Below are 22,927 nucleotides of genomic sequence, written 5' to 3'. Positions count from 1 at the left end.
ATCAGTTGGAGTAGGGTGAACGATACGGACTGACCGGCAAGGCCATGGGCCCGGTCATTTTCTCGAACAGGTAGCGCAGGTACAGCTCGGCGTTCACCTCCCGGTAATCCTGGGCGTTATCCACCCCCAGTGCGCCGCCGAGCAGCACGTTCGAGCCGAGCCGGTACTCGCCCGCCGCATTCAGGTTGTAGCCGATACCGGTGCTGCTCTGACCCGGATAGGAGAGGTTGTTGGCGTTCTGCTCGGCGCTGTGGCCGGGAAAATAGTCGGCGCCTTTCTGGTCGATATGCTGGACCCCCACCGCGCCGCTGAGTTTGTAAGTGAAGCGGTCGGAACGCTGGGACCAGGTGACCGGCACCGCCATGGAAAAAAACGTCTGCGGACTGAAGTAGCCGCCGTGGCCGTAGGTGAAGAAGCCTTGGTTATTCTCATAGGACAGGGCCGTGGTGCTCAGGCCCAGGGTCAGCTTGTCGTCGGGCTGGTTGTCCAGGTACCAGTAGATCCCGCCGCCGAGTTCGGCGCGGGTGTTGGACTCGACGTTGTTGCCGATCAGTTTGTGCAAGGCGCCGTAGCCGTAGACCCCGACTTCCTGGTCGTCGTAGCCGAGCTGGGCGCGCCCACCGTTGGCGGTCACGCCACCCCAGGTCACGCCGGTGCGCCGGTCCTCGGTCCCGGCGAAGGAGGTCAGGCTGTCGGTGACCGGGCGCCGCGAGAGGGCGATGCTGTAGTGCAGATTGGGGCTGGACACCAGTGGCTGGTCCAGGTTGACGCCGCCGATCACGGTGTTGTAGGTGAAGCCCACGGGGCTGACGCCGATATCGGCCTTGACGCCGTGCTCCGGATTTTCCATCGCCACCGCCAATCCCACCCCGTTGGCCTGTTGCGAGCCGGGGGCGCCGCTGGACAAGCCGCTGCCGAAGCGGGTCAGGCTAAAGTTCTGGGCACTGCCGGCATGCAGCGAAACCGGGGTCACCCGCAGCGCCACGCGATTGTCGCCGGCGGGCAGATTGGCTTCGAACGGCGTTTCGACATCGGTCAGCTTGCTCAGGCCCGATTCATTGTTGTTGCTGCGCACGCTCAGGCCCTGGGCGATATAGCCGCTGCGCTCCTGGAGAATGTCATTCAGGGCCAACTGCGCCGGGCTCAGGTCCGCGCGCGAGGGCGGTCCTGAGCGGCGCCCGCTGGCGAAGGGATTGCCGGCCGTGCCGGGGTCGCTGTCGAGCCCGGCGTCCGAGCTGGCGTAGAGCGAGGGGGCCATGGCCGGATCGGCTGGCATCGTATCGGCCGCTTCGCTGCCCGGCATCAGCGGATCTTCTGAACGGGCCGCGGCCCGACGCGCTTGCCCAGGCTGATTGCGGAAGGGGTTGTCGCTGTCGTCGTCCAGGTTGTCGAGGGGCTGGCCGTCGCGGCGCTGGCCGCCTTCGATAGCCACGGCCTGGCGCAGCAGCTCGGCGGCTTCGGCGCTTTTGCCCATGGCGCGGTAGGTCGCGGCGGCGCTGGTCAGCACCTTCGGCACCCCCGGCTTGAGCGCCAGGGCGGTCTTCAGAGACTTGTCGGCCTGGGCATAGTCGTGGTCCTGGGCGGCCAGGTTGGCGACGCTCAGTTGCAGCTCGGCATTGCGCGGGTCGTTCTGCAGCAGGGGTTTGTACAGGGCCATGGCCTTGGCGTTGTTGCCATTGGCGGCGTACATCCGGGCCAGCGCCGAGATCGCCTGGGTGTCGTGGGGGTACTGCTTCAGGGTCGGCTTGAGGATGTCGTAGGCACCGGCCAGATTGCCTTTCTCGCGCGACTGGTCGGCTTGTTTGATGCGGTAGAGTTTCACCAGCTCGGCGTAGTGCCGGCGATCGGCCTCGTTGAAACGCGAGCCTTGCAAGGTGCGCAGGATGTCGGCGGCATCGTTGTCCTGGTCGGCCTTGAACAGGATGTCGGCATACAGCAGTTGCAGTTTGGCGTCTGGGCTGGGCGAGCGCTCCACCAGGTCGCGCATCAGGGCCACGCCCTGTTGCGGCTGCCCGGCGTCGATATAGGCCGAGGCCAGGATCGCCACCCGTTCGGGTTTGCCGGCGGTCAGCGCCTGACTGCGGGCCAGCAGTGCCTGGGCTTCCTGGCGCTGGCCGCGTCTGAGGTTGTCGACGGCAGCCTCGGTCTGCACATGCAGGGCGATTTCCTTGCCCAGTTCGTCCATCTCGCGGCTACGCCGGGCCGGCGGGATGCGCGTCAGGCTGGCCTGGGCGTCCTGCCATTCGCCCAGCTGCGCCGCGAGCAAGGTCCGGGTGTACAGCGCGTCGGGCTGGTCGGGGTGGCGTCTGAGCAGGTCGTTGACCTGGTCCTTGGCGGCCTGGGTGCGGCCTTGTCCCAGGTAGATCCGCGCCAGGGCAAAGCGCGTCCAGGTATTGCCCGGGTCGTCCACCAGCGCCTGGCGATAGGCTTGCTCGGCGGCGCGCAGGTCACCGCGCTGTTCGGCGAGCCGCGCGACCTGGGTGGCGCGCAACGCGCGGATGGACACGGCGGAGCCCAGGCGGGCCTGGTCCGCCGGCGGGATCGAGTCGATCAGTTTGAGCGCCTCATCGGCTTTGCCCTGCTGCGAGAGCACCGCGATCAGCCCGCTCAGGGCCTGGGGATCGTCGCGATGACTGGCGAGGATGCGTCGGTAGCTGGCCTCGGCCTGGGCCAACTGACCTTGCTCGGCCTGCAAGTTGGCGAGTGCCACCTGGCTGGCCGGTTGCGCGGGGCTCTGGCTGGCGGCCTGTTCGATCATTTTTCGCGCCTGATCCTGGCGTCCGGCTTTTTGCGCCTCGCTCGCGCCGGCCATCAGCCGCCAATAGCGCACGTTGTCCAGCGCCTGTTTCCAGGGGCGCCCGCCGGGCTGTTGAGTGGCACGCAGCAGCAAGTCCTCGGCTTCGTTCAGGCGCTCCTGCTTTTGCCGCAGAACACCCAGGCCGCCAAGGGCGTCAGGGTCGTTGGGTTTTTCCTTGAGGCGTGTCTGGAACGCCTGCTCGGCGGCGGCCAGGTCACCGCCTTCGAGTGCTTGCAGGCCTTGGGCGTCTTGCGGGTCGCGTTGCCAGGCGGGGACTTTGCGGGTGGGTGCCGCGGAGCCGCGGGCCAGGCTCTTGCCCTTGTTCATCAGGTCGCGGATCGCTCTGTCGTCCGGGTGCGCGGCGAGGAACTGCTCGAACAGCGGGACTTGCGCTGGCGACGGCGGACCGATCCAGGTCAGGGCGAAGCGCCAGGTCTCGTTGGCGTCACCGCCGACATCCTTGTCCTTGGCGAGGGCCGCCAGGCGGCGGATGCCTTCGGCCCGGGTGTCGAGGTTGCGAACCATGTGCTTGGCCAGGAACAGCGCGACGGCGCGGTCGTCCGGGTGTTCGCGCAGCAGTCGCTCGAGACCGGCGCGGGCCTCCTGTTCGCCGCCCTTGGTGTAACCCAGCAGGTAGTAATACTCACGGGCCAATGCCCCCTGGGGCTGGCGACCGTTGAGCAGTTGGCGATAGATCTTCACCGCTTCGTCGTATTTGTCGGCGTCCACCAGTTGCCGCGCCTGGGTCAGCAGCCGGGCCTGCTCATCGCTGCCCAGGGCAATGTCCTGTTCGAGTTGCTGGGCCTGAGGCGGTTGGGGGACCAGTGCCTGCAAACGGGCGAGGTATTTCTTCGCTTCTTCCGGGCGCTTGAGTTGCACGTTGCTCAGGCCCAGGCCATACAGCGCTTCGGGTTGGTCAGGGACGAGCAGAAGTAATTTGTTCCAGGCGCCCATGGCCCGGTCCGGATTGTGCTGGGCCTGCCAGTAGCGCCCTTGTTCGATCAATTGCGCCTGCGGGTCATCGGCCTGGGCCGCGCTGCTCGTCAGGGCGAGCAGCAAGGCCAGGGTCTGGCGCAGGCCCGCGCGCATCGGCGCCAGGCTCACGACAGCCGCCGTTTGGCCTGGGCCCGCAGTCCCAGGAAGATCAAGGCGCAGAGCAGCACGAAGCCGATCAGGACGGCGAGCAGCATGCCGCTCAGATGCCGCGACAGCAGCAACTGCAGGTGCCTGAACCAGCCCAGCTCACCGACGTAGTACGGCTGGTCGGCGGCCAGGGTGGTGATCTGCTTGTCCTGGATCACCGCCAGGCGGCCCTGGATCAGGTCCTTGTAGTCATCGCCACCGATCATCGCCGCGGTCACTTCGGTCAGCCGCGCCGGGTCGCTGCTGGCGACCACCACTACGCTGCGGCCGCTTTTGAGCGGCGACTCGAAGCCGGCCAGGTAAGGCGTGCCGCTGCCCGACCAGGCCAGGGTGGTGCGGGTTTTGCGCACCGCCGCTTGCGAGTCGGGGCTGAACCAGTCGTGAATGCGCAGCGCCAGGTCGCTCAGGTCGAAGAAGTGCCGGCCGCTTTCGCTACGGGCCGGCAACGCGTCGGCCCATTGCTTGAGCAGGGGCTGGTCGTTGCCGCTGGCAAACACCAACAGGTCCTTGTCGCTGACGGTCGTGACGTCCCGGGCCTGGATGACCTGCAGTCCGCTGGCCGGATAGCCGGTGGATTCGCCGAAGCGCCCGAGCACCGTGAGAAAGGCACTCAGGGTGGCGGGCTCCTCGGTGTCGGGCATCACCACCGCGGTTTCCGAGAGGTCGGCCAGGCGGGTGAAGGGGAAGCCGCTGTCGCGGAATTTGCCCAGGTCGGGCATCGCGGTGTAGTGGTCCAGGCCGCGCAGGTCCAGGGTCGAATCGCCCTCGATCTGGCCGCGCATGTCTTCGACGATGACGTCCCGGCATTCGCCTTGTTTGACATAGTCATACAGGTAGCGCATTTGCAGCTGCGACTCGAAGGTGGCGATATCCAGGGGCAGGAACATGCTGGCTTCGCGCGGCAGGCTGTCGTCTTTCTTGAGCCAGTCGAGCAGCTCCGGCCCGCCGTTGAGATTGGCGATCGAGGGTAATTGCATCGAGCGCACCAGGTGATCGTTGAGGTGCACCAAGAGTGCCGAGTTGGTCGAGAACTGCTGCGGCGTGTAGCGGTATTTGAGCAGCAGCGGCGCGCCGCGTCCGCGCCACTCGAACAGGTCCGGTGGCAGGCGCAGGGGAACGATGATGTCCGCGGGGCTGTAGCCGGAGACGTGCAATTGCCGGGTGTCGACCAGTTCGCCGAGCTTCACCGGCCGGTCGGTTGGCAGCCAGTTGGGCGCGTCATAGGGCACGCGGACCGGCACCGGGTCGAGGTGGTCGATCAGCGCGGTGGCGCCGGACATCGACTTGCTGCCCAGGGCGACGGCCATGGCGGCGATCTTCAGCTCGGCGTCGTTGCGCCCGCTGATCACCAGCAATTTGCCATAGGGGTCGTTGGGGTTGCTCATCATGGTTACGCTGGGACCGCTGGCGGCGTTGCTCGACAGTTCACCCAGCGCCAGGGTTTCGCGATGGGTGACCAGGACAATCGCATTGCCCTTGGCCGGCAGTTGCCCAATGCTGGCGGGGAAGGTCGCGGTACGGTAGGCGGCCAGAGCACCGAACTTGGAGGAGAGCGCGGCGGCGGCTTCCAGCTTGGCCGGGCTGGGTGAGGTGTCGAAGACGAAGGGCAGAACCAGCGGGCGCGCATCGTGGCGGTCGAAAAACGGCACCGGTAGCAGGGCCAGATCGTTTTTCAGGACGATGGGCGAATACTGGATATTCAGTTGGCTGTCGTTGCTGGCTCTGGCCCACAGGCTCGAATGCAACGGATCTTCGCATTGCATCGTGTAGTGCCCGATCAGTTGCAGGTCCAGCCGGTTGAAGTCGGTGATCAGCCGCGCGGGGATCTCGACCACCCGTTCCAGGTCCTTGCCGGCCTGTTCCCGGGGCAGCGGCAGGCTGGCGGCGACCTTGTCGTTGACCAGCACGTTGATCTGCGACAGCTCGGGCAGCATCAGCGCCGAATAGCCGTAATGCAGGACCACCTGGGCGCCGGTCACCACCTGGTCGGCGCGAATCCCGAAGTCGACGCTGTCGGTCGACTCGACCCCACGCAGGTACATGGGGTCGCGGCGGCCCAGTTGCTTGAAGGTCAGGCTGTAGCTGTTCTTGTCGCCGGCGCTCGCTTGAGCTTGGCCGGCGCCGAGCGGATTGGCGCGGTTGTCGGTTTGCGTCACGGCGCTGCCGGCGCCGGGATAGACACCGCAGCAGACCAGCAGCAGGAGAGCGTAACGAATGCAGCGTCCATCGCTGCCAGCGGAGAATGTCGGGCTCATGGCGTGTCCAGGGCAGGGGCTGAGGGAGAGGTGCCGGAGCGCCGCCGTTCGAGCGCCTGGCCGGGTAATCTGAGGGTTGCCTTGAGCAACTCGGAGAGGCCATGCGCGGCAATGACGCTGATCGCGCGCAGGGCCATGAGTGGCGAGTCGGGCACGCTGGTGCCCCAGTTCCGCGCCCAGGTGTCGGCGCGCGAAAAGGTCAGGTGGACCAGGTCGCTTTGCTGGCTCAAGGTCATCGGGTCGAAGCGGATGCCGAGCGTATTGGCGCGGCTGAAGACCACGCTGCCGTCGAAGTGATAGTGCTGCTGGTGACGAAGCAGCGAGACTTGCAGATGGGTGCCGAGGGGAATCGATTGGCCTTCATCCAGTTTCAGGCCCAGACCATGTTGCGAGAAGTCCTGGGTGACGTTGTGATACTGCGTGCCGTCGGCCAGCAGCAGGCCGACCGGTAACTGCGCCTCGACCCGGGGTTCGGCCCGCACCTGGCGACTTTCGCTGGCGACCGCGATGGCGGCGGCGCACATGATGGCGTTGTACAGGGCCCAGACCTGGTTGAGCAGCACGGTTTCATCGGTGGTGATATCGGCCCCGAGATAGTCGTAGACCCCGTAAACAACGGCGGCGATGTTCAGGACCAGCAGCACGATGTAAGGGCGCGCCATCTTCCAGTCGAAGAAGTCCGGATGCAGGTCGCCGCCCTTGTCGGTGACGTTGAAGTGCCCGGATTTTGGCTTGAGCATGCCCATCAGCACCGGTGCCAGGATGTACCAGGCCAGCACCGTTTCGTAGACCTCGTTCCAGTACGAATGGCGGAAGCGTCCCTGGATGCGCGAGTTGGTCAGGTTGGCCAGCAGCAGGTGCGGTGCCGCATAGGCGGCCACCATCAAGGGCGCGGCATGGAAAATCTGCGCGCCGAAAATCAGATAGGCCAAGGGTGCGGTGAGAAACACCAGGCGCGGGAAGCCATAGAAGAAGTGCAGCATGGCGTTGCTGTAGCAAATGCGCTGGCCGAGGCTCAGGCCGCGCCCGAGCATGGGGTTGTCGGTGCGGAAAATCTGCGTCATGCCCCGGGCCCAGCGCACCCGCTGATTGATATGTCGCGAAAGGTTTTCGGTGGCCATGCCGGCGGCTTGCGGCAGCGCCAGGTAGGCGGTGTTGTAGCCGGCGCGGTTGAGTTTCAGCGAAGTGTGGGCGTCTTCGGTGAGCGTCGTTTCGTCCATCCCGCCAATGGCTTCCAGCGGCGCCCGGCGCATCAGCGCGCAGGAGCCGCAGAACATTGCCGCGTTCCACAGGTCATTGCCGTCTTGCACCAGTCCGTAGAACAGCTCGGCTTCGTTGGGGACCGCCTGGTAGGTCTTGAGGTTTTTTTCAAAGGGGTCTGGGGAAAAGAACACGTGCGGGGTCTGCAACATGGCCAGCTTGGGGTCCTTGAGAAACCAGCCCATGCTGATTTGCAGGAAGGAGCGCGAGGGCACGTGGTCGGCGTCGAAGGCGGCAATGAATTCGCCGTCGGTGACCTTGAGCGCCGCGTTGAAATTGCCGGCCTTGGCGTGCAGGTTGTTGTCGCGGGTCAGATAGTGGGCGCCGACGCTCTCGCAGAACAGGCGGAACTCCTCGCGGTGGCCGTCATCCAGCACATGGACCTTGAGCTTGCCTTCCGGCCAGTTCATCCGTAGCGCGGCGAACACGGTGATCTTGACGATCTCCAGCGACTCGTTGACGGTGGTGATGAACACATCGACAGTGGGCCATTGCCCCGGCTCTTCGCTGAGCAGGATTGGCCGGCGCTTGAGTGGCCAGGCGGTCTGTATGTAACCGAAGACCAACACCAGCAGCGCATAGAGCTCGGCCAGCACCAGGGTGTAGCCGAACAGCATGTCGTGCAGGTTCTCCAGCTCCAGGGTCTCGGTCAGACGCCAGTACATGTAGCGCAGCGAGGCGATCAGCGACAGGCTGATCATCGCGATGATCGGCAGGCGACCCGGCAGGCGTCGCAAGAGCAGCACCGCGACCAGACAGGCGAGGCCGAACAGCGCTTGCTGGAGCAGGTCCGCGGGAGCGCTGATCACTCCCGCCAGGACCACCGCGCAGAGTATCGCGGTACCCAGGACAAGGCCCAGGCGCAAGGGTTGGGACCATTGGCGCATGTGCCGCAGGGAAGTGCCGAGCAGGCGATTGACGCGACGTTCGAAGGTCATGGGCGGTGTGACTCCAGCTGATCGTGGAGTTTGTCGGCGATGGCCAGGATGTCCTGGCAGCCACGGGATTCGGTGGATTGCTCGAACGGATTGCATTCATAGGCCAGCGCCTCGGCGATCGTGTCGTCCCAGGTGACCGTGCCCAGCCATTGCGCCTTCAGTTGATTTTCGAGGATCTGCGCGATATCCACGGACAAGGCATGAGCGTTGTCCACGCCGTTGATCACGAACCCGCAACTCGCCGGCCTTTCACCGCCCAGGTGGGGCTTGATCGAGCTGATCAGGCGCTCGAGCGCGGCGTGGGAAGCTGCGTCGGGCCGCACGACGGCGACCACCAGGTCGGCCATGCGCAGCGCCTGCTCCTGATAGAGCGTGCTGCCGGCGGGGGTGTCGATGATCAGCGTGTCATGCTCGCCGAGGGCCAGTTCGTGCAGATGACGGGCCAGCCAGTGCGGGTCAGCTTCGAGTTGGTGTTCGAGGCTGTGCAACTGCTGTGGGTCGTTCTCGCCGAAGGCCAGCAACTGGGTGTTGGCGTAGCCGGTTTGCGCGAGATCGCGCCAGCTCTGCTGTTCCAGGCTGGCCTGGCAGATGCCGTGCACCGTTGGGCGGGTGCCAAGGTGATGGTATTGCGCATTCTGCGGGTCGAGTTCGAGGACGATGGCCCGCCGCTCGGCGCTGTTGAGCAGGATTGCCAGCAAACTGGCCAGGGTGCTGCGGCCGACGCCGCCACGGGTCGAGACCAGCGCGACGATCCGCCCGGGAACCTGGGTGGCGAGGGCCGGTTGGGGATGTTGCGCGGTCTGCGCCTGGCGTTGCCGGGAGAGATCATGGAGCAGCGTACGCAGGGACGGGGCTCCGGCGTTTTCAGCCGACGCGGTATCAGCCTGGACGGGCGGTGAAGCGGGCTCGACAGATGTCGGCGCTGGCGTTGGGGGGCGCGCGGTGGCGGGCGGTGGCGTTTCGGTGAAGACCCTGGCCACCTCGATTTCCCGATAGCGGTCGGCCTTGGCACCGAACGTGCGCATCAGGTTTTCTACATCATCGTCATCATCTGAAGGCTGCATGACAGCGCCCATCCGTACCATTCTAAGAAAATCTTGGAAAGGGGACAGATACGGCTAATCACACAATGCCGTCGTGCTGCATGCCCACCAGGCGGTGAGGCAAACGATGGTGTTCTTAAAGGTGTCGCCTGAACGTCTTGCGATAGAACCGAAGGCACTTAGCGTTAATCCAGAGTGCTTTATCGTTCTATCAGGTTCAAATGTAGACCAGATTTACCGATGCAAGAAATTTTCGGCGAGTCGCGGCTCGAACGGTGCATGGCTGTACGAGGGGTGTGGCACGTTTACTTGTAGGCGCCAGCTTGCTGGCGATGCGATCTGATAGTCGACATCGCAGTCGTCTGAAAAATCGCCATCGCCAGCAAGCTGGCTCCTACAGTGGTCGCGTGGGCCGGAGTTGCGAGGCTAATATCGGGGGGAGTTACAGACGCAACAAGGTTTTCCAGGCACGGCTCTGGAACACGGTCAGCGCCTGTTGCACACGGGCTTCCAGCACTTCATCGCTGATGTCGGTCTCGGCCAGTTGCGCCAACTTGTTCATTTCACCGAACAGGCGATCCAGCTCCGGCAGCTCGAGCACGCCACGGGCCAGATGCAGCCAGGCCTGGATGCGTTCGATACGCGGCAACTGTTCGGCCAGGTCTTCCGGTTGCTGCTGGTAGCGTCCCAGTTGCAACGAGGTGGCTTCCTCGGCCAGCAGCCGTGGCAGCCAGTTCTGCAACTGTGCCGCGCCCTGGCGATTGCCGCGCGTGGTGCGCTCGGCGGTCCAGCTCCGGGCCAGCAGCCAGCGCGAGGTGTTCAGCGAGAACAGACCCCAGCGCACATCTTCCAGCTCTGCGAGGAATTGCTCCGGCGCGGCCTTGCGCACGTCTTCGTCTTCCAGGCCGGCGCTGACCAGTGGACGCCAGTCTTCCAGCAATGCATCCAGGGCGCTGCGCAACTCGCTGGTGGATTGCCGTGGCGCGGCCTGGCCGAGGCTGCCGAGCAGGGCGCGCAACTCGATCAACTGCGCGACCCAGTCCTGCAGCAAGCGCCAGTGACCATTGAAACGGTATTGCTCGGCCAGCCGCTGGCTGCTACCGAGCAAGTGCCAGGCGAGTGCGGCGAACGCGTCGTCGAGCGGCATCTCGGCGCTCAGTTGTGGGGCCGGCAAGCTCAGCGAATAGCTGTTGGCGTCGAACAGGCGATAACCGCGCTCGGCCTTGCTGATATCGCATGGCATCAGCGCCAGCTTCTCGGCCAGTTCGGCGGCCAGTTCCAGCAGCGCCGCCGGTTCGCCTTCGCGCAATTCCAGTTCCAGCTCGCAGATTTCCTCTTTCTGCTTGCCGGCGATGACAAAACCCAGGTCCAGCGCGGCTTCGATCACCACCTTGGCCTTGCCGCGACCCCAGGCGATTTCGGCGCGTTCGCGGACGAAATCGGTGGTGAAGATCGGCTTCAGGGTTTTCTTGTCCAGCTCAGCCAATGCTTCGGGCCAGCATTCGCCGTCGAGTTTTTTCACATCGAGCTTGGCCTTGGCCAGGGGCCAGTCGTACTCGTTGCGCTCCGACAGGCCGGCAACGCTCTGGCCACGGGTCTTGAGGGTCTGGATCACTTCCTCGCCGTCACGGCGCAGGCGCAGGGCAACCTTGGCCTTGGCCAGGTCGCGCTCGGGGGTGTCGAAATACTGATTGGTCAGCTCGCGACGTTCCCAGCCACTTTTGTTGCGTTTTTTCAGCAGCGGGTGCTCGCGCAAGGCGGCGAGGGTTTCGCGGCTGACGCGGAGTTTGATTTCGGTTTCTTTCTGCATGGCCGGAAAATCCAGGATCGGGAGCGCAGCCGGGGGGAGAAGGGGGCTGCCTAGGCCGTGCAGTGTACAGGACAAGCGGGCGACACGCGTCGCGGCGGTTTATTCCAGTCGCCGGATGGCTCTATGATGAGCCTCGTCCGGATGCCGATCGATTTCGAGATCCACGCGAACCCTGTAGGAGCCCGGCTTGCCGGCGACGAGGCCGTCATGCCAGGCGTTGTCCTTGAGGACGTCGTCGCCGGCAAGCCGGGCTCCTACAGGATGGCGTGTGACCTGGAGTCGTGCATCGGGGGCCGTCCTGTGAACGAGGAGTCAGCGTCATGCCGTTGCCGTCGATGAAAGATCAATTCGCTGCGCTGATTGCAGTCCCGTCTGTAAGCTGTACCCAGCCGAGCCTGGATCAGTCCAACCGGCCGGTGATCGACCTGCTGGCGACCTGGCTCGGCGACCTGGGCTTCAACTGCGATATCCAGCAGGTCAGCCCCGGCAAGTTCAACCTGCTCGCCAGCTTCGGCAGTGGCCCCGGCGGCCTGGTGCTGGCCGGGCACAGTGACACCGTACCGTTCGATGGCGCACTGTGGCAGACCGACCCGCTGAAACTGACCGAAGTTGACGGCCGCTGGGTCGGCCTGGGCAGTTGCGACATGAAGGGCTTTTTCGCCCTGGCGATCGAAGCCGTGCTGCCATTGCTCGACCAACCGTTCAAGCAGCCGTTGCTGATCCTCGCCACCTGCGACGAAGAAAGCTCCATGTCCGGCGCCCGCGCCCTGGCCGCCGCGGGTCGTCCGCTCGGCCGCGCCGCGGTGATCGGCGAACCCACGGGGCTGAAGCCGATCCGCCTGCACAAGGGCGTGATGATGGAACGCATCGAGATTCTCGGCCGCAGCGGCCACTCCTCGGACCCGAGCCTGGGCCATAGCGCCCTGGAGGCCATGCACGACGTCATCGGCGAGCTCAAGGGGCTGCGCTGGCAATGGCAGCGCGAATACAACAACCCGCAATTCAGCGTACCGCAGCCGACCCTGAACTTCGGCTGCATCCACGGCGGCGACAATCCCAACCGGATCTGCGGCCAGTGCTCCCTGGAATTCGACCTGCGGCCTTTGCCGGGCATGGACCCGAGCCTGCTGCGCGCGGCGATCCACGCCAAGCTCGAACCCCTGGCGCAGCGGCATCAGGTGAAGATCGACTATGCACCGCTGTTTCCCGAAGTGCCGCCGTTCGAACAGGCCGCTGACACGGAACTGGTACAAGTTGCTGAAAAACTTACCGGTCATCGCGCCGAGGCAGTGGCATTTGGCACCGAAGCACCTTATCTTCAGCGCCTCGGCTGCGAAACCCTGGTCCTGGGCCCGGGCGATATCGCTTGTGCGCATCAGCCGGGGGAATACCTCGAAATGTCACGTTTGCAGCCTACCGTGCATCTACTGCGTGAATTGATTCAACATTACTGCTTGAGCCCGGCCGCAACCTTGCGTTAAATGCGCGGCTGACTGACTTTTTACCCGATACCAAGGAGAGCGCGCGTGTCGCCAAGCCTGTTCCGACGATAACCAACAGCCCGTTGTGCGTTTTGACGTTGCATCTATTTTTTATTGGCTGTTTTTTATACAGGTTCAGGTTTTATGCCCGATTACGTGAATTGGCTTCGCCATGCGTCTCCCTATATCAATGCCCACCGGGACTGCACCTTTGTGGTCATGTTGCCCGGCGACGGCGTCGAACACCCCAACTTCGGCAATATCGTCCACGACCTGGTGCTGCTCCACAGCCTGGGGGTGCGGCTGGTGCTGGTGCACGGTTCGCGTCCGCAGATCGAAAGCCGCCTGGCGGCGCGTGGCCTGACCCCGCATTACCACCACGGCATGCGGATTACCGATGCGGCGACCCTGGAATGCGTGATCGATGCCGTGGGCCAACTGCGGATCGCCATCGAGGCGCGCCTGTCCATGGACCTGGCCGCTTCGCCGATGCAGGGCTCGCGGCTGCGGGTCGCCAGCGGCAACCTGGTCACGGCGCGGCCGATCGGCGTGCTCGAAGGGGTCGACTATCACCACACCGGCGAAGTGCGCCGGGTCGACCGCAAGGGCATCAATCGCCTGCTGGACGAGCGCTCGATTGTCTTGCTGTCACCGCTGGGCTACTCGCCCACCGGGGAAATTTTCAACCTGGCCTGCGAAGACGTGGCGACCCGTGCCGCCATCGACCTGGGAGCGGAAAAGCTCCTGCTGTTTGGCGCCGATCATGGCCTGATCGATGAAAATGGCAAGCTGGTCCGCGAGCTGCGCCCACAGCAGGTGCCGGCGCATCTGCTGCGTTTGGGCAACGATTACCAGGGCGAGTTGCTGGATGCGGCGGCGCAGGCCTGCCGCGGCGGCGTGGCGCGCAGCCATATCGTCAGTTATGCCGAGGATGGCGCGCTGTTGACCGAGCTGTTTACCCGTGACGGCGGCGGTACGCTGGTGGCCCAGGAGCAGTTCGAACTGGTGCGCGAGGCGGCCATCGAGGATGTCGGCGGTTTGCTCGACCTGATCAGCCCGCTGGAAGAGCAGGGCATCCTGGTGCGGCGTTCGCGGGAAGTGTTGGAGCGTGAGATCGAGCAGTTCAGTGTGGTCGAGCGCGAGGGGATGATCATCGCCTGTGCGGCGTTGTATCAGATCGCCGATTCAGAGGCGGGGGAGTTGGCGTGCCTGGCGGTGAACCCGGAGTATCGCCATGGCGGTCGCGGTGATGAATTGCTGGAGCGGATCGAGGCGCGGGCGCGGGCGCAGGGCTTGAAAACCTTGTTCGTGCTGACGACCCGTACCGCGCACTGGTTCCGCGAGCGCGGTTTCGAGCCGAGCAGCGTGGAACGGCTGCCGAGTGCGCGGGCTTCGCTGTACAACTACCAGCGTAATTCGAAGATCTTCGAAAAAGCCCTTTAACCTTTGAGGGCGGATCTTGCCTGAGAGGCTTTTGTTAGCCTTGAGGGCCTCTTCGCGGGCAAGCTCCGCTCCCACAAGGCCTGCATCGTACGCGTCTTCTGTGCACGACACCGACCTTGTGGAAGCGGAGCTTGCCCGCGAAAGCGTCAGTGGCAGCGCCGCATCAGTTACTGATCGCCAGGATGCTCGCCTGGTACGACCCGACAAACACGTCGAAATCCCCCACTTCGTTCTGTTCCAGCTCAGCCTGTTGCACCAGGGACTGACGGGCCTTCTCCTCGAAGCCGGCCTGCTCTTCCTTGCTCAACGGCTGGCCATGGAAGAACTCGGCATGGGCCAGGCTCTGGCGCATCGAGAACTGCGCGAAGCTTTCCTTGTGCAGGGTCATGCTTGCCAGGACCTGGGCCGATGGCGTCAGGGATGGGTCCTTGACCTTGGCGAACTGCTCGTCCAAGGCCTTGCCATGGCCGTCGCCACCGTGGCTGCGGTCCAGCAACGCCGCCAGCGGCGCGATCTTCTCCAGCAACTCGGCGGCCCATTCCTTCAGCTCCACCGGTTGGCCCTGACGCTGCAATTGCAGGCCCGGACGCCGACCTTCCTTGACCACGGTGAGGAAGTTCGAAGTGGCGTTGCCGCACTCGTTGTTTGCGAACAACGGGCTTTCGTTCAACGCGCAATACAACAGGAACGCATCAAGGAAGCGCGCTTCGGTCAGATCGATGCCGGTCGGCAGGAACGGGTTGATGTCCAGGCAGCGCGCCTCGACATACTGCACGCCACGGGCCATCAGCGCCTGGATCGGCCGCTCGCCGGTGTAGGTCACGCGCTTGGGGCGAATATTGGAGTAGTACTCGTTTTCGATCTGCAGGATGTTGGTGTTGAGCTGCACCCACTCACCATCCTTGTGCGTACCGATCTCTACGTAAGGCGCGTAGGGAGTGGCCACCGCTTTACGCAGGCTGTCGATGTAGCTGTCCAGATCGTTGTAGCACGGCGTCAGGCCAGCCTGGGCGTTGCTTTGGTAACCCAGGTCGCTCATGCGCAGGCTGGTGGCGTAGGGCAGGTACAGCGTCTCGGCGTCGAATTGTTCCAACGAATGGGAACGACCGCGCAGGAACCCGGCGTCCAGGGCCGGCGAGGCACCGAACAGGTACATCAGCAGCCAGCTGTAACGGCGGAAGTTACGGATCAGCGCGATGTAGGCCAGCGACTGGTAGTCGCGGTCGCTGCCGACGAAACCTTCGGCCTGCTTGAGCACCGGCCAGAGGTTTTCCGGCAGCGAGAAATTGTAGTGAATCCCGGCAATGCACTGCATGGTCTTGCCGTAGCGCAGGGCCAGGCCCTGGCGGTACACATACTTGAGTTTGCCGATATTCGAGGTGCCGTAATAGGCGATTGGAATATCTTCTTCGGCCGGCAGCGGGCAGGGCATCGATGGGCTCCACAGGTACTCGTTGCCGAGCTTGCTGTAGGCGAAACGATGGATCTTGTCCAGGCTGGCGAGGGTGTCCGCCGGGTCGGCCAGGGCGGGAGTAATGAACTCCAGCAGCGACTCGGAATAGTCGGTGGTGATTTGCTCGTTGGTCAGTGCGGAGCCCAGCTCTTCGGGGTGCGGTGTCTGCGCCAGGCGAGCAACGCTGGTGACGCGCAGGCATTCACGCTCGATGCCGTGCAGGCACTGTTCGAGCAGAGAGAGGTGGTCGCGCTCGCCGAGCAAAGCCAGGCGGCGGTTGAGAAGTTCGCTCAAGTTGGATTCCTTCACGCGTCGGTCGCCCCAATATGGGGGTGGGCAAGACGGTCTACAAGGGTGAAGTTGAGAACTGGCGTGGTCGCCTGGTAAATATCAGAAAACGCCGACACTTCCTCCCTGGGTCGGAGGCGGTGCTGGAAAAAATTCCGACACCGCTTTCACAGTGTCGAAATTAACCCAAATCGAGCAGGGGCGGCTAGAGAACAGCGAACGTGCCTTGTGCTTTCGCGACAAGTTTGTCGCCTTGGCGCACTTCGGCCTCGACCACCAAGGTGCGGCGGCCGGGATGGATGACCGTGGCGACGCACAGCACTTCGCCCTCGGACACCGCGCGCATGTAGTTGATCTTGCACTCGATGGTCACGCTGCGCTGGTCAAAACCATGGGAGCTGGAACAGGCCAGCCCCATGCTGATGTCCACCAGGCTGAAGATCGCCCCGCCGTGCATCACATTGCCGCGATTGCGCAGGTGCGGCTCCAGTGTCAGGGCCACTTCGGCCACGCCGTTTTCCAGGCGTAGCGGGCGGCAGCCGAGCATCTCGCTGAAAGCGCTCTGGGTGAGGCCGTCAGGCAGATCCATCAGCGTTTCTTCAACTGTTTGGCGTTGGCGAACAGCGAGGCCATGGCATTGTTGCTTGGCGCGGCGGGCGTGCTTTCCTTGCGCGGCGCGGTGTTCTGCGACGGCCGTGGTGCCGAGCCCGGGCGCGAGCCACGGGCACCGTCGACTTTCTCGCCGGGGGTGTCGCTCATGCGCATCGACAGGCCGACGCGTTTGCGCGGGATGTCGACTTCCATGACCTTGACCTTCACCACATCGCCGGCTTTCACCGCTTCACGCGGGTCCTTGATGAATTTCTCGGACAATGCCGAGATATGCACCAGACCGTCCTGGTGCACACCGATATCGACGAAGGCACCGAAATTGGTGACGTTGGTCACCACGCCTTCGAGGATCATCCCGGGTTCCAGATCCTTGAGGTCTTCGACGCCGTCCTGGAACGCAGCGGTCTTGAACTCGGGACGCGGGTCGCGGCCCGGTTTCTCCAGTTCCTGGAGAATGTCGGTGACGGTGGGCAGGCCGAAGGTTTCATCGGTGAACTTCTTCGGGTCCAGACGCTTGAGGAAGCTGGCATCGCCGATCAGCGAGCGGATGTCGCGGTCGGTTTCGGCGGCGATGCGCTGCACCAGCGGATAGGCTTCCGGGTGCACGGCGGACGAATCCAGCGGGTTGTCGCCGTTCATCACCCGCAGGAAGCCGGCGGCCTGCTCGAACGTCTTCTCGCCGAGGCGGGCGACTTTCTTCAGCGCGGCGCGGGTCTTGAACGCGCCGTTTTCATCGCGGTGGTTGACGATATTCTGCGCCAGGGTCGGGTTGAGGCCGGAAATCCGCGCCAGCAGCGCCACCGAAGCGGTGTTCACATCGACGCCGACGGCGTTCACGCAGTCTTCCACCACCGCATCCAGGCCACGGGCCAGCTTGAGCTGGGACACGTCGTGCTGGTACTGGCCGACACCGATGGATTTCGGGTCGATCTTCACCAGTTCGGCCAGCGGGTCCTGCAAGCGGCGGGCAATGGACACGGCGCCACGGATCGACACATCCAGGTCGGGGAATTCCTTGGAGGCCAGTTCCGAGGCTGAGTACACCGATGCGCCTGCTTCGGAAACCATGACCTTGGTCATCTTCATGGCGGGGTATTTCTTGATCAGTTCGGCGGCCAGCTTGTCGGTCTCACGGCTGGCGGTACCGTTGCCGATGGCGATCAGGTCCACCGCATGCTTGGCGCACAAGGCGGCGAGCACGGCGAGGGTCTGGTCCCACTTGTTGTGCGGTACGTGCGGATAGACGGTGGCGTGGTCGAGCAGCTTGCCGGTGGCGTCCACCACCGCGACCTTGCAACCGGTGCGCAGGCCCGGGTCGAGGCCCAGGGTGGCGCGCGGGCCGGCCGGCGCGGCCAGCAGCAGGTCGTGCAGGTTGTGGGCGAACACGTTGATCGCCTCGGTTTCCGCGCCGTCGCGCAACTCGCCCAGCAGGTCGGTTTCCAGGTGGGTGTAGAGCTTGACCTTCCAGGTCCAGCGCACCACTTCGCCCAGCCATTTGTCGGCGGGACGGTTCTGGTTCTGGATGCCGAACTGCTGCCCGATCATGCCTTCGCACGGATGCATGCTGCCTGGTTGCTCGTCGCCGACTTTCAGCGCGGAGCTGAGAATGCCTTCGTTGCGGCCACGGAAAATCGCCAGGGCGCGGTGCGACGGCATGCTTTTCAGCGGTTCGTCGTGTTCGAAGTAGTCGCGGAACTTGGCGCCTTCTTCTTCCTTGCCGGCGATCACCCGGGCACTCAGGGTGGCTTCCTGCTTGAGGTAGTTGCGCAGCTTGTCGAGCAGGCCGGCGTCTTCGGCGAAGCGCTCCATCAGGATGTACTTGGCGCCTTCCAGTGCCGCTTTCACGTCCGCCACGCCTTTTTCGCCGTCGACGAAGCGCGCGGCTTCGCTTTCCGGGGCCAGCGACGGGTCGTTGAACAGGCCGTCCGCCAACTCGCCGAGACCGGCTTCGAGGGCGATCTGGCCCTTGGTGCGGCGCTTCTGCTTGTACGGCAGGTAAAGGTCTTCGAGACGGGTCTTGGTGTCGGCCAGCTTGATATCGCGGGCCAGCTCCGGGGTCAGCTTGCCTTGCTCTTCGATGCTGGCGAGGATGCTGATACGCCGTTCGTCGAGTTCTCGCAGGTAGCGCAGACGCTCTTCCAGATGCCGCAGCTGGATGTCATCCAGGCTGCCGGTCACTTCCTTGCGGTAGCGCGCGATGAAGGGCACCGTGGAGCCCTCATCCAGTAGAGCGACGGCCGCTTCGACCTGTTGTGGGCGGACGCCGAGTTCTTCGGCGATGCGGCTGTTGATGCTGTCCATAAAACCACCTGACAAAGTGTGAAAGCAGACGCGTCGAGGCTCTCAAGCCATGGGACGAATCTGGTTTGGGATCAAAAGGCAGCCTTGAGACCCATGAAATCAGCACATTGCTGTGTGCCTTGGAAAATAAAGAGCGGCACGCCACAGCAATGATCAGACGTTGCCTGAGACAAGAGGCGGCGCATTATAACCAGCGTTCCGGGCTTGCGGGGATTGTGCACCGGCGCGGGGGGCTTTAGAGCGTTTACTGGTAGTTGAGGAAAAATCTGCTAACAATGCACCGGATACGGATAAGGGCCGCTGGGCCCATAATGCGTGCCGAGATCAAAGGAGCATCCAATGAGCAGCACTGCAAACCCTGCTGAAGGCGAAAAAATTCTCATCGTTGATGACGATCCCGGGCTGAGCAGCCTGTTGGAACGTTTTTTCACCAGCAAGGGCTATCGCGCCCGCGCAGTGGCGAACACCGAACAGATGGACCGCCTGCTGTCGCGTGAAGTTTTCAACCTGGTGGTCCTCGACCTGATGCTGCCCGGCGAAGACGGCCTGACCGCCTGCCGTCGCCTGCGCGCGGCGAACAACCAGGTACCGATCATCATGCTCACCGCCAAGGGCGACGAGCTGAGCCGGATCAAGGGCCTGGAACTGGGCGCCGACGATTACCTGGCGAAACCCTTCAACCCCGATGAGCTGATGGCCCGGGTCAAGGCCGTGTTGCGTCGCCAGTCGGCACCGGTGCCGGGCGCACCGGGCAGCGAAGACGAAAGCGTGACCTTCGGTGACTACGAACTGTCCCTCGCCACCCGCGAACTCAAGCGCGGCGAAGAAGTGCACATGCTCACCACCGGCGAGTTCGCGGTACTCAAGGCGCTGGTCATGCATGCCCGCGAGCCACTGACCCGCGACAAGCTGATGAACCTGGCCCGTGGTCGTGAGTGGGATGCCCTGGAGCGTTCCATCGACGTGCAGATTTCCCGTCTGCGCCGCATGATCGAACCCGACCCGTCCAAGCCACGCTATATCCAGACCGTCTGGGGCGTGGGTTACGTGTTCGTGCCGGACGGCGCCGCGACCAAGTGACGATGCCTGGTGCCTGTTGACGGGCGCCTGTTGATCGATAGGAACGATTCGCCCGGGTAAACCCCGGGCGAGTCGCAATCCGCAATATGCGAGCCCGCCCGCTCGCCTCTGCAAAGTGTCCAGCGGCTGCTCATGAAAACCCCTCTCTGGTTCCCCCAAAGTTTCTTCGCCCGTACCCTCTGGCTGGTGCTGATCGTCGTGCTGTTCTCCAAGGCGCTGACCCTGGTGTACCTGCTGATGAACGAAGACGTGCTGGTGGACCGTCAGTACAGTCACGGCGTGGCGCTGACCCTGCGCGCCTATTGGGCGGCGGACGAGGACGATCGCGACAAGATCGCCGACGCCGCGGGCTTGATCCGGGTGGTCAGCGGTGGGGTGCCGGAAGGTGAACAGCACTGGCCCTACAGCGAGATCTACCAGCGCCAGATGCAGGCTGAGCTGGGGGCCGACACCGAAGTGCGCTTGCGCATGCACTCGCCGCCGGCCCTCTGGGTGCGGGCGCCGAGCCTGGGCGCCGGCTGGTTGAAAGTGCCGCTGTACCCGCATCCGCTGCGCGGGCAGAAAATCTGGAGCGTGTTGGGCTGGTTCCTGGCCATCGGCTTGCTCTCCACCGCGTCAGCCTGGATTTTTGTCAGCCAGCTCAACCAGCCATTGAAACGCCTGGTGGATGCGGCGCGGCAACTGGGCCAGGGGCGCAGCGTACGGCTGCCGATCAGTGATACCCCCAGCGAAATGACCGAGGTGTACCGGGCCTTCAACCAGATGGCCGAGGACGTCGAACAGGCGGGGCGAGAGCGGGAGTTGATGCTGGCGGGGGTGTCCCATGACTTGCGCACGCCGTTGACGCGGCTGCGCCTGTCGCTGGAGCTGATGGGTAGCCATGACGATCTCAGCGACGAAATGGTCCGCGATATCGAGGACATGGACGCCATCCTCGACCAGTTCCTCGCCTTTATCCGTGACGGTCGCGACGAATCGGTGGAGGAGGTCGACCTGAGCGAACTGGTGCGCGAGGTGGTGGCGCCCTACAACCAGAGCGAAGAGCGGGTGCGCACACGGCTGCAACCGATCCAGCCGTTCCCGTTGCGCCGGGTGTCGATGAAGCGGCTGTTGAACAACCTGATCGGCAACGCCCTGCACCATGCCGGCGAAGGCGTGGAAGTGGCGGCCTATGTCTCGGGCGACAGCAGTGCGCCGTATGTGGTGCTGAGCGTCATGGACCGCGGTGCGGGGATCGATCCGGCGGAACTGGAGGGGATCTTCAACCCCTTCACCCGGGGTGACAAAGCCCGTGGCGGCAAGGGCACAGGCTTGGGGCTGGCGATCGTCAAGCGGATCGCCTCGATGCATGGCGGCAATGTCGAACTGCGCAACCGCACCGGCGGCGGCCTGGAAGCGCGAGTTCGTTTGCCGCTGGGGTTGATGCTGCCCCGCGATGCGGTCTAGGGTTTAACCCTTACCCTTGGTCCGAGTCATGTTCGGGCCACCATTTTTCTCGATATGCTCGATGATGATCCCGGCCACGTCCTTGCCGGTGGTTACTTCGATGCCTTCCAGGCCTGGCGAGGAGTTCACCTCCATCACCAACGGACCGTGATTGGAACGCAGGATATCCACCCCGGCCACGCTCAGGCCCATTACCTTGGCCGCGCGAATTGCGGTCATGCGTTCTTCCGGGGTGATCTTGATCAGGCTGGCGCTGCCACCACGGTGCAGGTTGGAGCGGAACTCACCGGGCTTGGCCTGGCGCTTCATCGCCGCAATCACCTTGTCGCCGACCACGAAGCAGCGGATATCGGCGCCACCGGCTTCCTTGATGTACTCCTGGACCATGATGTCCTGCTTCAGGCCCATGAATGCCTCGATCACCGACTCCGCCGCCGTCGCCGTTTCACACAGCACCACGCCGATACCCTGGGTGCCTTCGAGCACCTTGATCACCAGCGGCGCGCCATTGACCATCGCGATCAGATCGGGAATATCGTCCGGCGAGTGGGCAAAACCGGTCACCGGCAAGCCGATCCCGCGCCGCGAGAGCAACTGCAGCGAGCGCAGCTTGTCCCGTGAGCGGGCGATGGCCACCGATTCATTGAGGGGGAACACCCCCATCATTTCGAACTGGCGCAGCACCGCGCAGCCATAAAAGGTCACCGACGCGCCGATCCGCGGGATCACCGCGTCGAAGCCTTCCAGGGGCTTGCCGCGATAGTGGATCTGCGGCTTGTGGCTGGCGATGTTCATATAGGCGCGCAAGGTGTCGACCACCACCATCTCATGGCCACGGGCGACGCCGGCCTCGACCAGGCGACGGGTGGAATACAGACGCGGATTACGCGACAGCACAGCGATCTTCATGCAACACCTGTGGCAGAGGTAGTAGTGACCGGGAAAACCGGCTTGTCTTGAACGTATTTGTGTCCCGGATTGACCACCAACTGGCCATCGATCAGGGCTTTGGAACCGAGCAACAGGCGATAACGCATGGCCTTGCGGCAGGCGAGGGTGAATTGCACCTGCCAGACCCGGTCGCCCAGGGCCAGGGTGGTGGCGATCACGTAACGCACCTGGGCATGGCCATTGGAGCTCTTGATGGTCTTCATCGTCAGCAGCGGCGCTTCGCAGCGGCGGTGTCGCAGTTGCACCACGCTGCCCAGGTGGGCGGTAAAACGCACCCACTTCTCGCCGTCGCGCTCGAAGGGCTCGATTTCGGTGGCGTGCAGGCTGGAGGTGCTGGCACCGGTGTCGATTTTTGCCCGCAGGCCGGCGACTCCCAAATCTGGAAGCGCCACCCACTCGCGCAGACCCACAACAGTCAAATGGTCAAATGTCTTCAAAATGCTCAACCGGTGGAGAAAGGCGCGCTGGCTGCCCGGCAGCCATAATCGCGGTATTCACGCAGAATATTGGGTAAATGGCGATAGTTATCTCAGCGACCTGTTTCAGGTTGTGAAATTACCCCCAGGATCACCTGGCATTCTAGACTGGCCAGGACCATTCAGCTTCGACAGCAACGGTAGTACAGT

14 protein-coding genes are annotated in these 22,927 nt (G+C 63.9%); 4 read left to right on the top strand and 10 right to left on the bottom strand.

What is annotated here, in order from left to right:
• Position 1: 1 nt before the first annotated feature.
• The 5 genes from AC07T0_RS04310 to AC07T0_RS04290 all read right to left on the bottom strand — a co-directional run bounded on the left by AC07T0_RS04310 (position 2) and on the right by AC07T0_RS04290 (position 11,246).
• Positions 2-3,886, bottom strand: coding sequence for a cellulose synthase subunit BcsC-related outer membrane protein (locus AC07T0_RS04310; protein WP_495000290.1), 3,885 nt, complete (start codon positions 3,884-3,886; stop codon positions 2-4).
• An 11-nt stretch (positions 3,887-3,897) separates the two neighbouring features.
• A complete protein-coding gene (gene bcsB, locus AC07T0_RS04305) occupies positions 3,898-6,195 on the bottom strand; it encodes a cellulose biosynthesis cyclic di-GMP-binding regulatory protein BcsB (RefSeq protein ID WP_495000013.1) in 2,298 nt (765 codons plus the stop codon).
• On the bottom strand, positions 6,192-8,393 hold the full coding sequence (gene bcsA, locus AC07T0_RS04300; protein WP_495000012.1) for a UDP-forming cellulose synthase catalytic subunit: 2,202 nt from the start codon (positions 8,391-8,393) through the stop codon (positions 6,192-6,194). Before bcsA ends, bcsB begins: the two co-directional genes overlap by 4 nt.
• Positions 8,390-9,457, bottom strand: a complete 1,068-nt coding sequence (gene bcsQ, locus AC07T0_RS04295) for a cellulose biosynthesis protein BcsQ (protein ID WP_495000011.1) — start codon at positions 9,455-9,457, stop codon at positions 8,390-8,392. Before bcsQ ends, bcsA begins: the two co-directional genes overlap by 4 nt.
• 421 nt (positions 9,458-9,878) lie before the next feature.
• Complete coding sequence (locus AC07T0_RS04290; protein ID WP_495000010.1) at positions 9,879-11,246, bottom strand: CYTH domain-containing protein; 1,368 nt, start codon at positions 11,244-11,246, stop codon at positions 9,879-9,881.
• A 320-nt stretch (positions 11,247-11,566) separates the two neighbouring features.
• Between AC07T0_RS04290 and argE the strand changes: the two genes are divergently transcribed.
• On the top strand, positions 11,567-12,727 hold the full coding sequence (gene argE / locus AC07T0_RS04285) for an acetylornithine deacetylase (RefSeq protein WP_495000009.1): 1,161 nt from the start codon (positions 11,567-11,569) through the stop codon (positions 12,725-12,727).
• Positions 12,728-12,871: 144 nt separating this feature from the next.
• Positions 12,872-14,170, top strand: a complete 1,299-nt coding sequence (argA, locus tag AC07T0_RS04280; RefSeq protein WP_495000008.1) for an amino-acid N-acetyltransferase — start codon at positions 12,872-12,874, stop codon at positions 14,168-14,170.
• Between the two features lie 163 nt (positions 14,171-14,333).
• Here argA and gshA read toward each other — a convergent pair whose 3' ends face one another.
• The 3 genes from gshA to AC07T0_RS04265 all read right to left on the bottom strand — a co-directional run bounded on the left by gshA (position 14,334) and on the right by AC07T0_RS04265 (position 18,824).
• Positions 14,334-15,917, bottom strand: a complete 1,584-nt coding sequence (gshA, locus tag AC07T0_RS04275; protein ID WP_495000007.1) for a glutamate--cysteine ligase — start codon at positions 15,915-15,917, stop codon at positions 14,334-14,336.
• Positions 15,918-16,116: 199 nt separating this feature from the next.
• Positions 16,117-16,500 carry a PaaI family thioesterase gene (locus tag AC07T0_RS04270; RefSeq protein ID WP_495000006.1) on the bottom strand — a complete coding sequence of 128 codons (384 nt, stop codon included), beginning with the start codon at positions 16,498-16,500 and terminating at the stop codon, positions 16,117-16,119.
• Entirely contained in the window at positions 16,500-18,824 is a 2,325-nt protein-coding gene (locus tag AC07T0_RS04265) for a Tex family protein (RefSeq protein WP_495000005.1), read from the bottom strand. The genes AC07T0_RS04270 and AC07T0_RS04265 overlap by 1 nt, the downstream gene beginning before the upstream one ends.
• 339 nt (positions 18,825-19,163) lie before the next feature.
• Here AC07T0_RS04265 and ompR point away from each other — a divergent pair, with 339 nt between their 5' ends.
• Positions 19,164-19,904, top strand: coding sequence for an osmolarity response regulator transcription factor OmpR (gene ompR / locus AC07T0_RS04260; protein ID WP_100942051.1), 741 nt, complete (start codon positions 19,164-19,166; stop codon positions 19,902-19,904).
• A 132-nt stretch (positions 19,905-20,036) separates the two neighbouring features.
• Positions 20,037-21,350, top strand: a complete 1,314-nt coding sequence (locus AC07T0_RS04255; protein ID WP_495000004.1) for an ATP-binding protein — start codon at positions 20,037-20,039, stop codon at positions 21,348-21,350.
• Between the two features lie 3 nt (positions 21,351-21,353).
• On the opposite strand, the gene rimK is transcribed toward AC07T0_RS04255, so the two are convergent.
• Complete coding sequence (rimK, locus tag AC07T0_RS04250) at positions 21,354-22,259, bottom strand: 30S ribosomal protein S6--L-glutamate ligase (RefSeq protein ID WP_040071574.1); 906 nt, start codon at positions 22,257-22,259, stop codon at positions 21,354-21,356.
• Positions 22,256-22,738 carry a retropepsin-like aspartic endopeptidase RimB gene (rimB, locus tag AC07T0_RS04245; RefSeq protein WP_121141562.1) on the bottom strand — a complete coding sequence of 161 codons (483 nt, stop codon included), beginning with the start codon at positions 22,736-22,738 and terminating at the stop codon, positions 22,256-22,258. Before rimB ends, rimK begins: the two co-directional genes overlap by 4 nt.
• Between the last annotated feature and the right edge of the window lie 189 nt (positions 22,739-22,927).

The organism is Pseudomonas sp. GW821-FHT04D07 (assembly GCF_059420225.1).
Note: the sequence above shows the minus strand (reverse complement) of the source record. Positions and strands in the feature narration are given on the sequence as shown.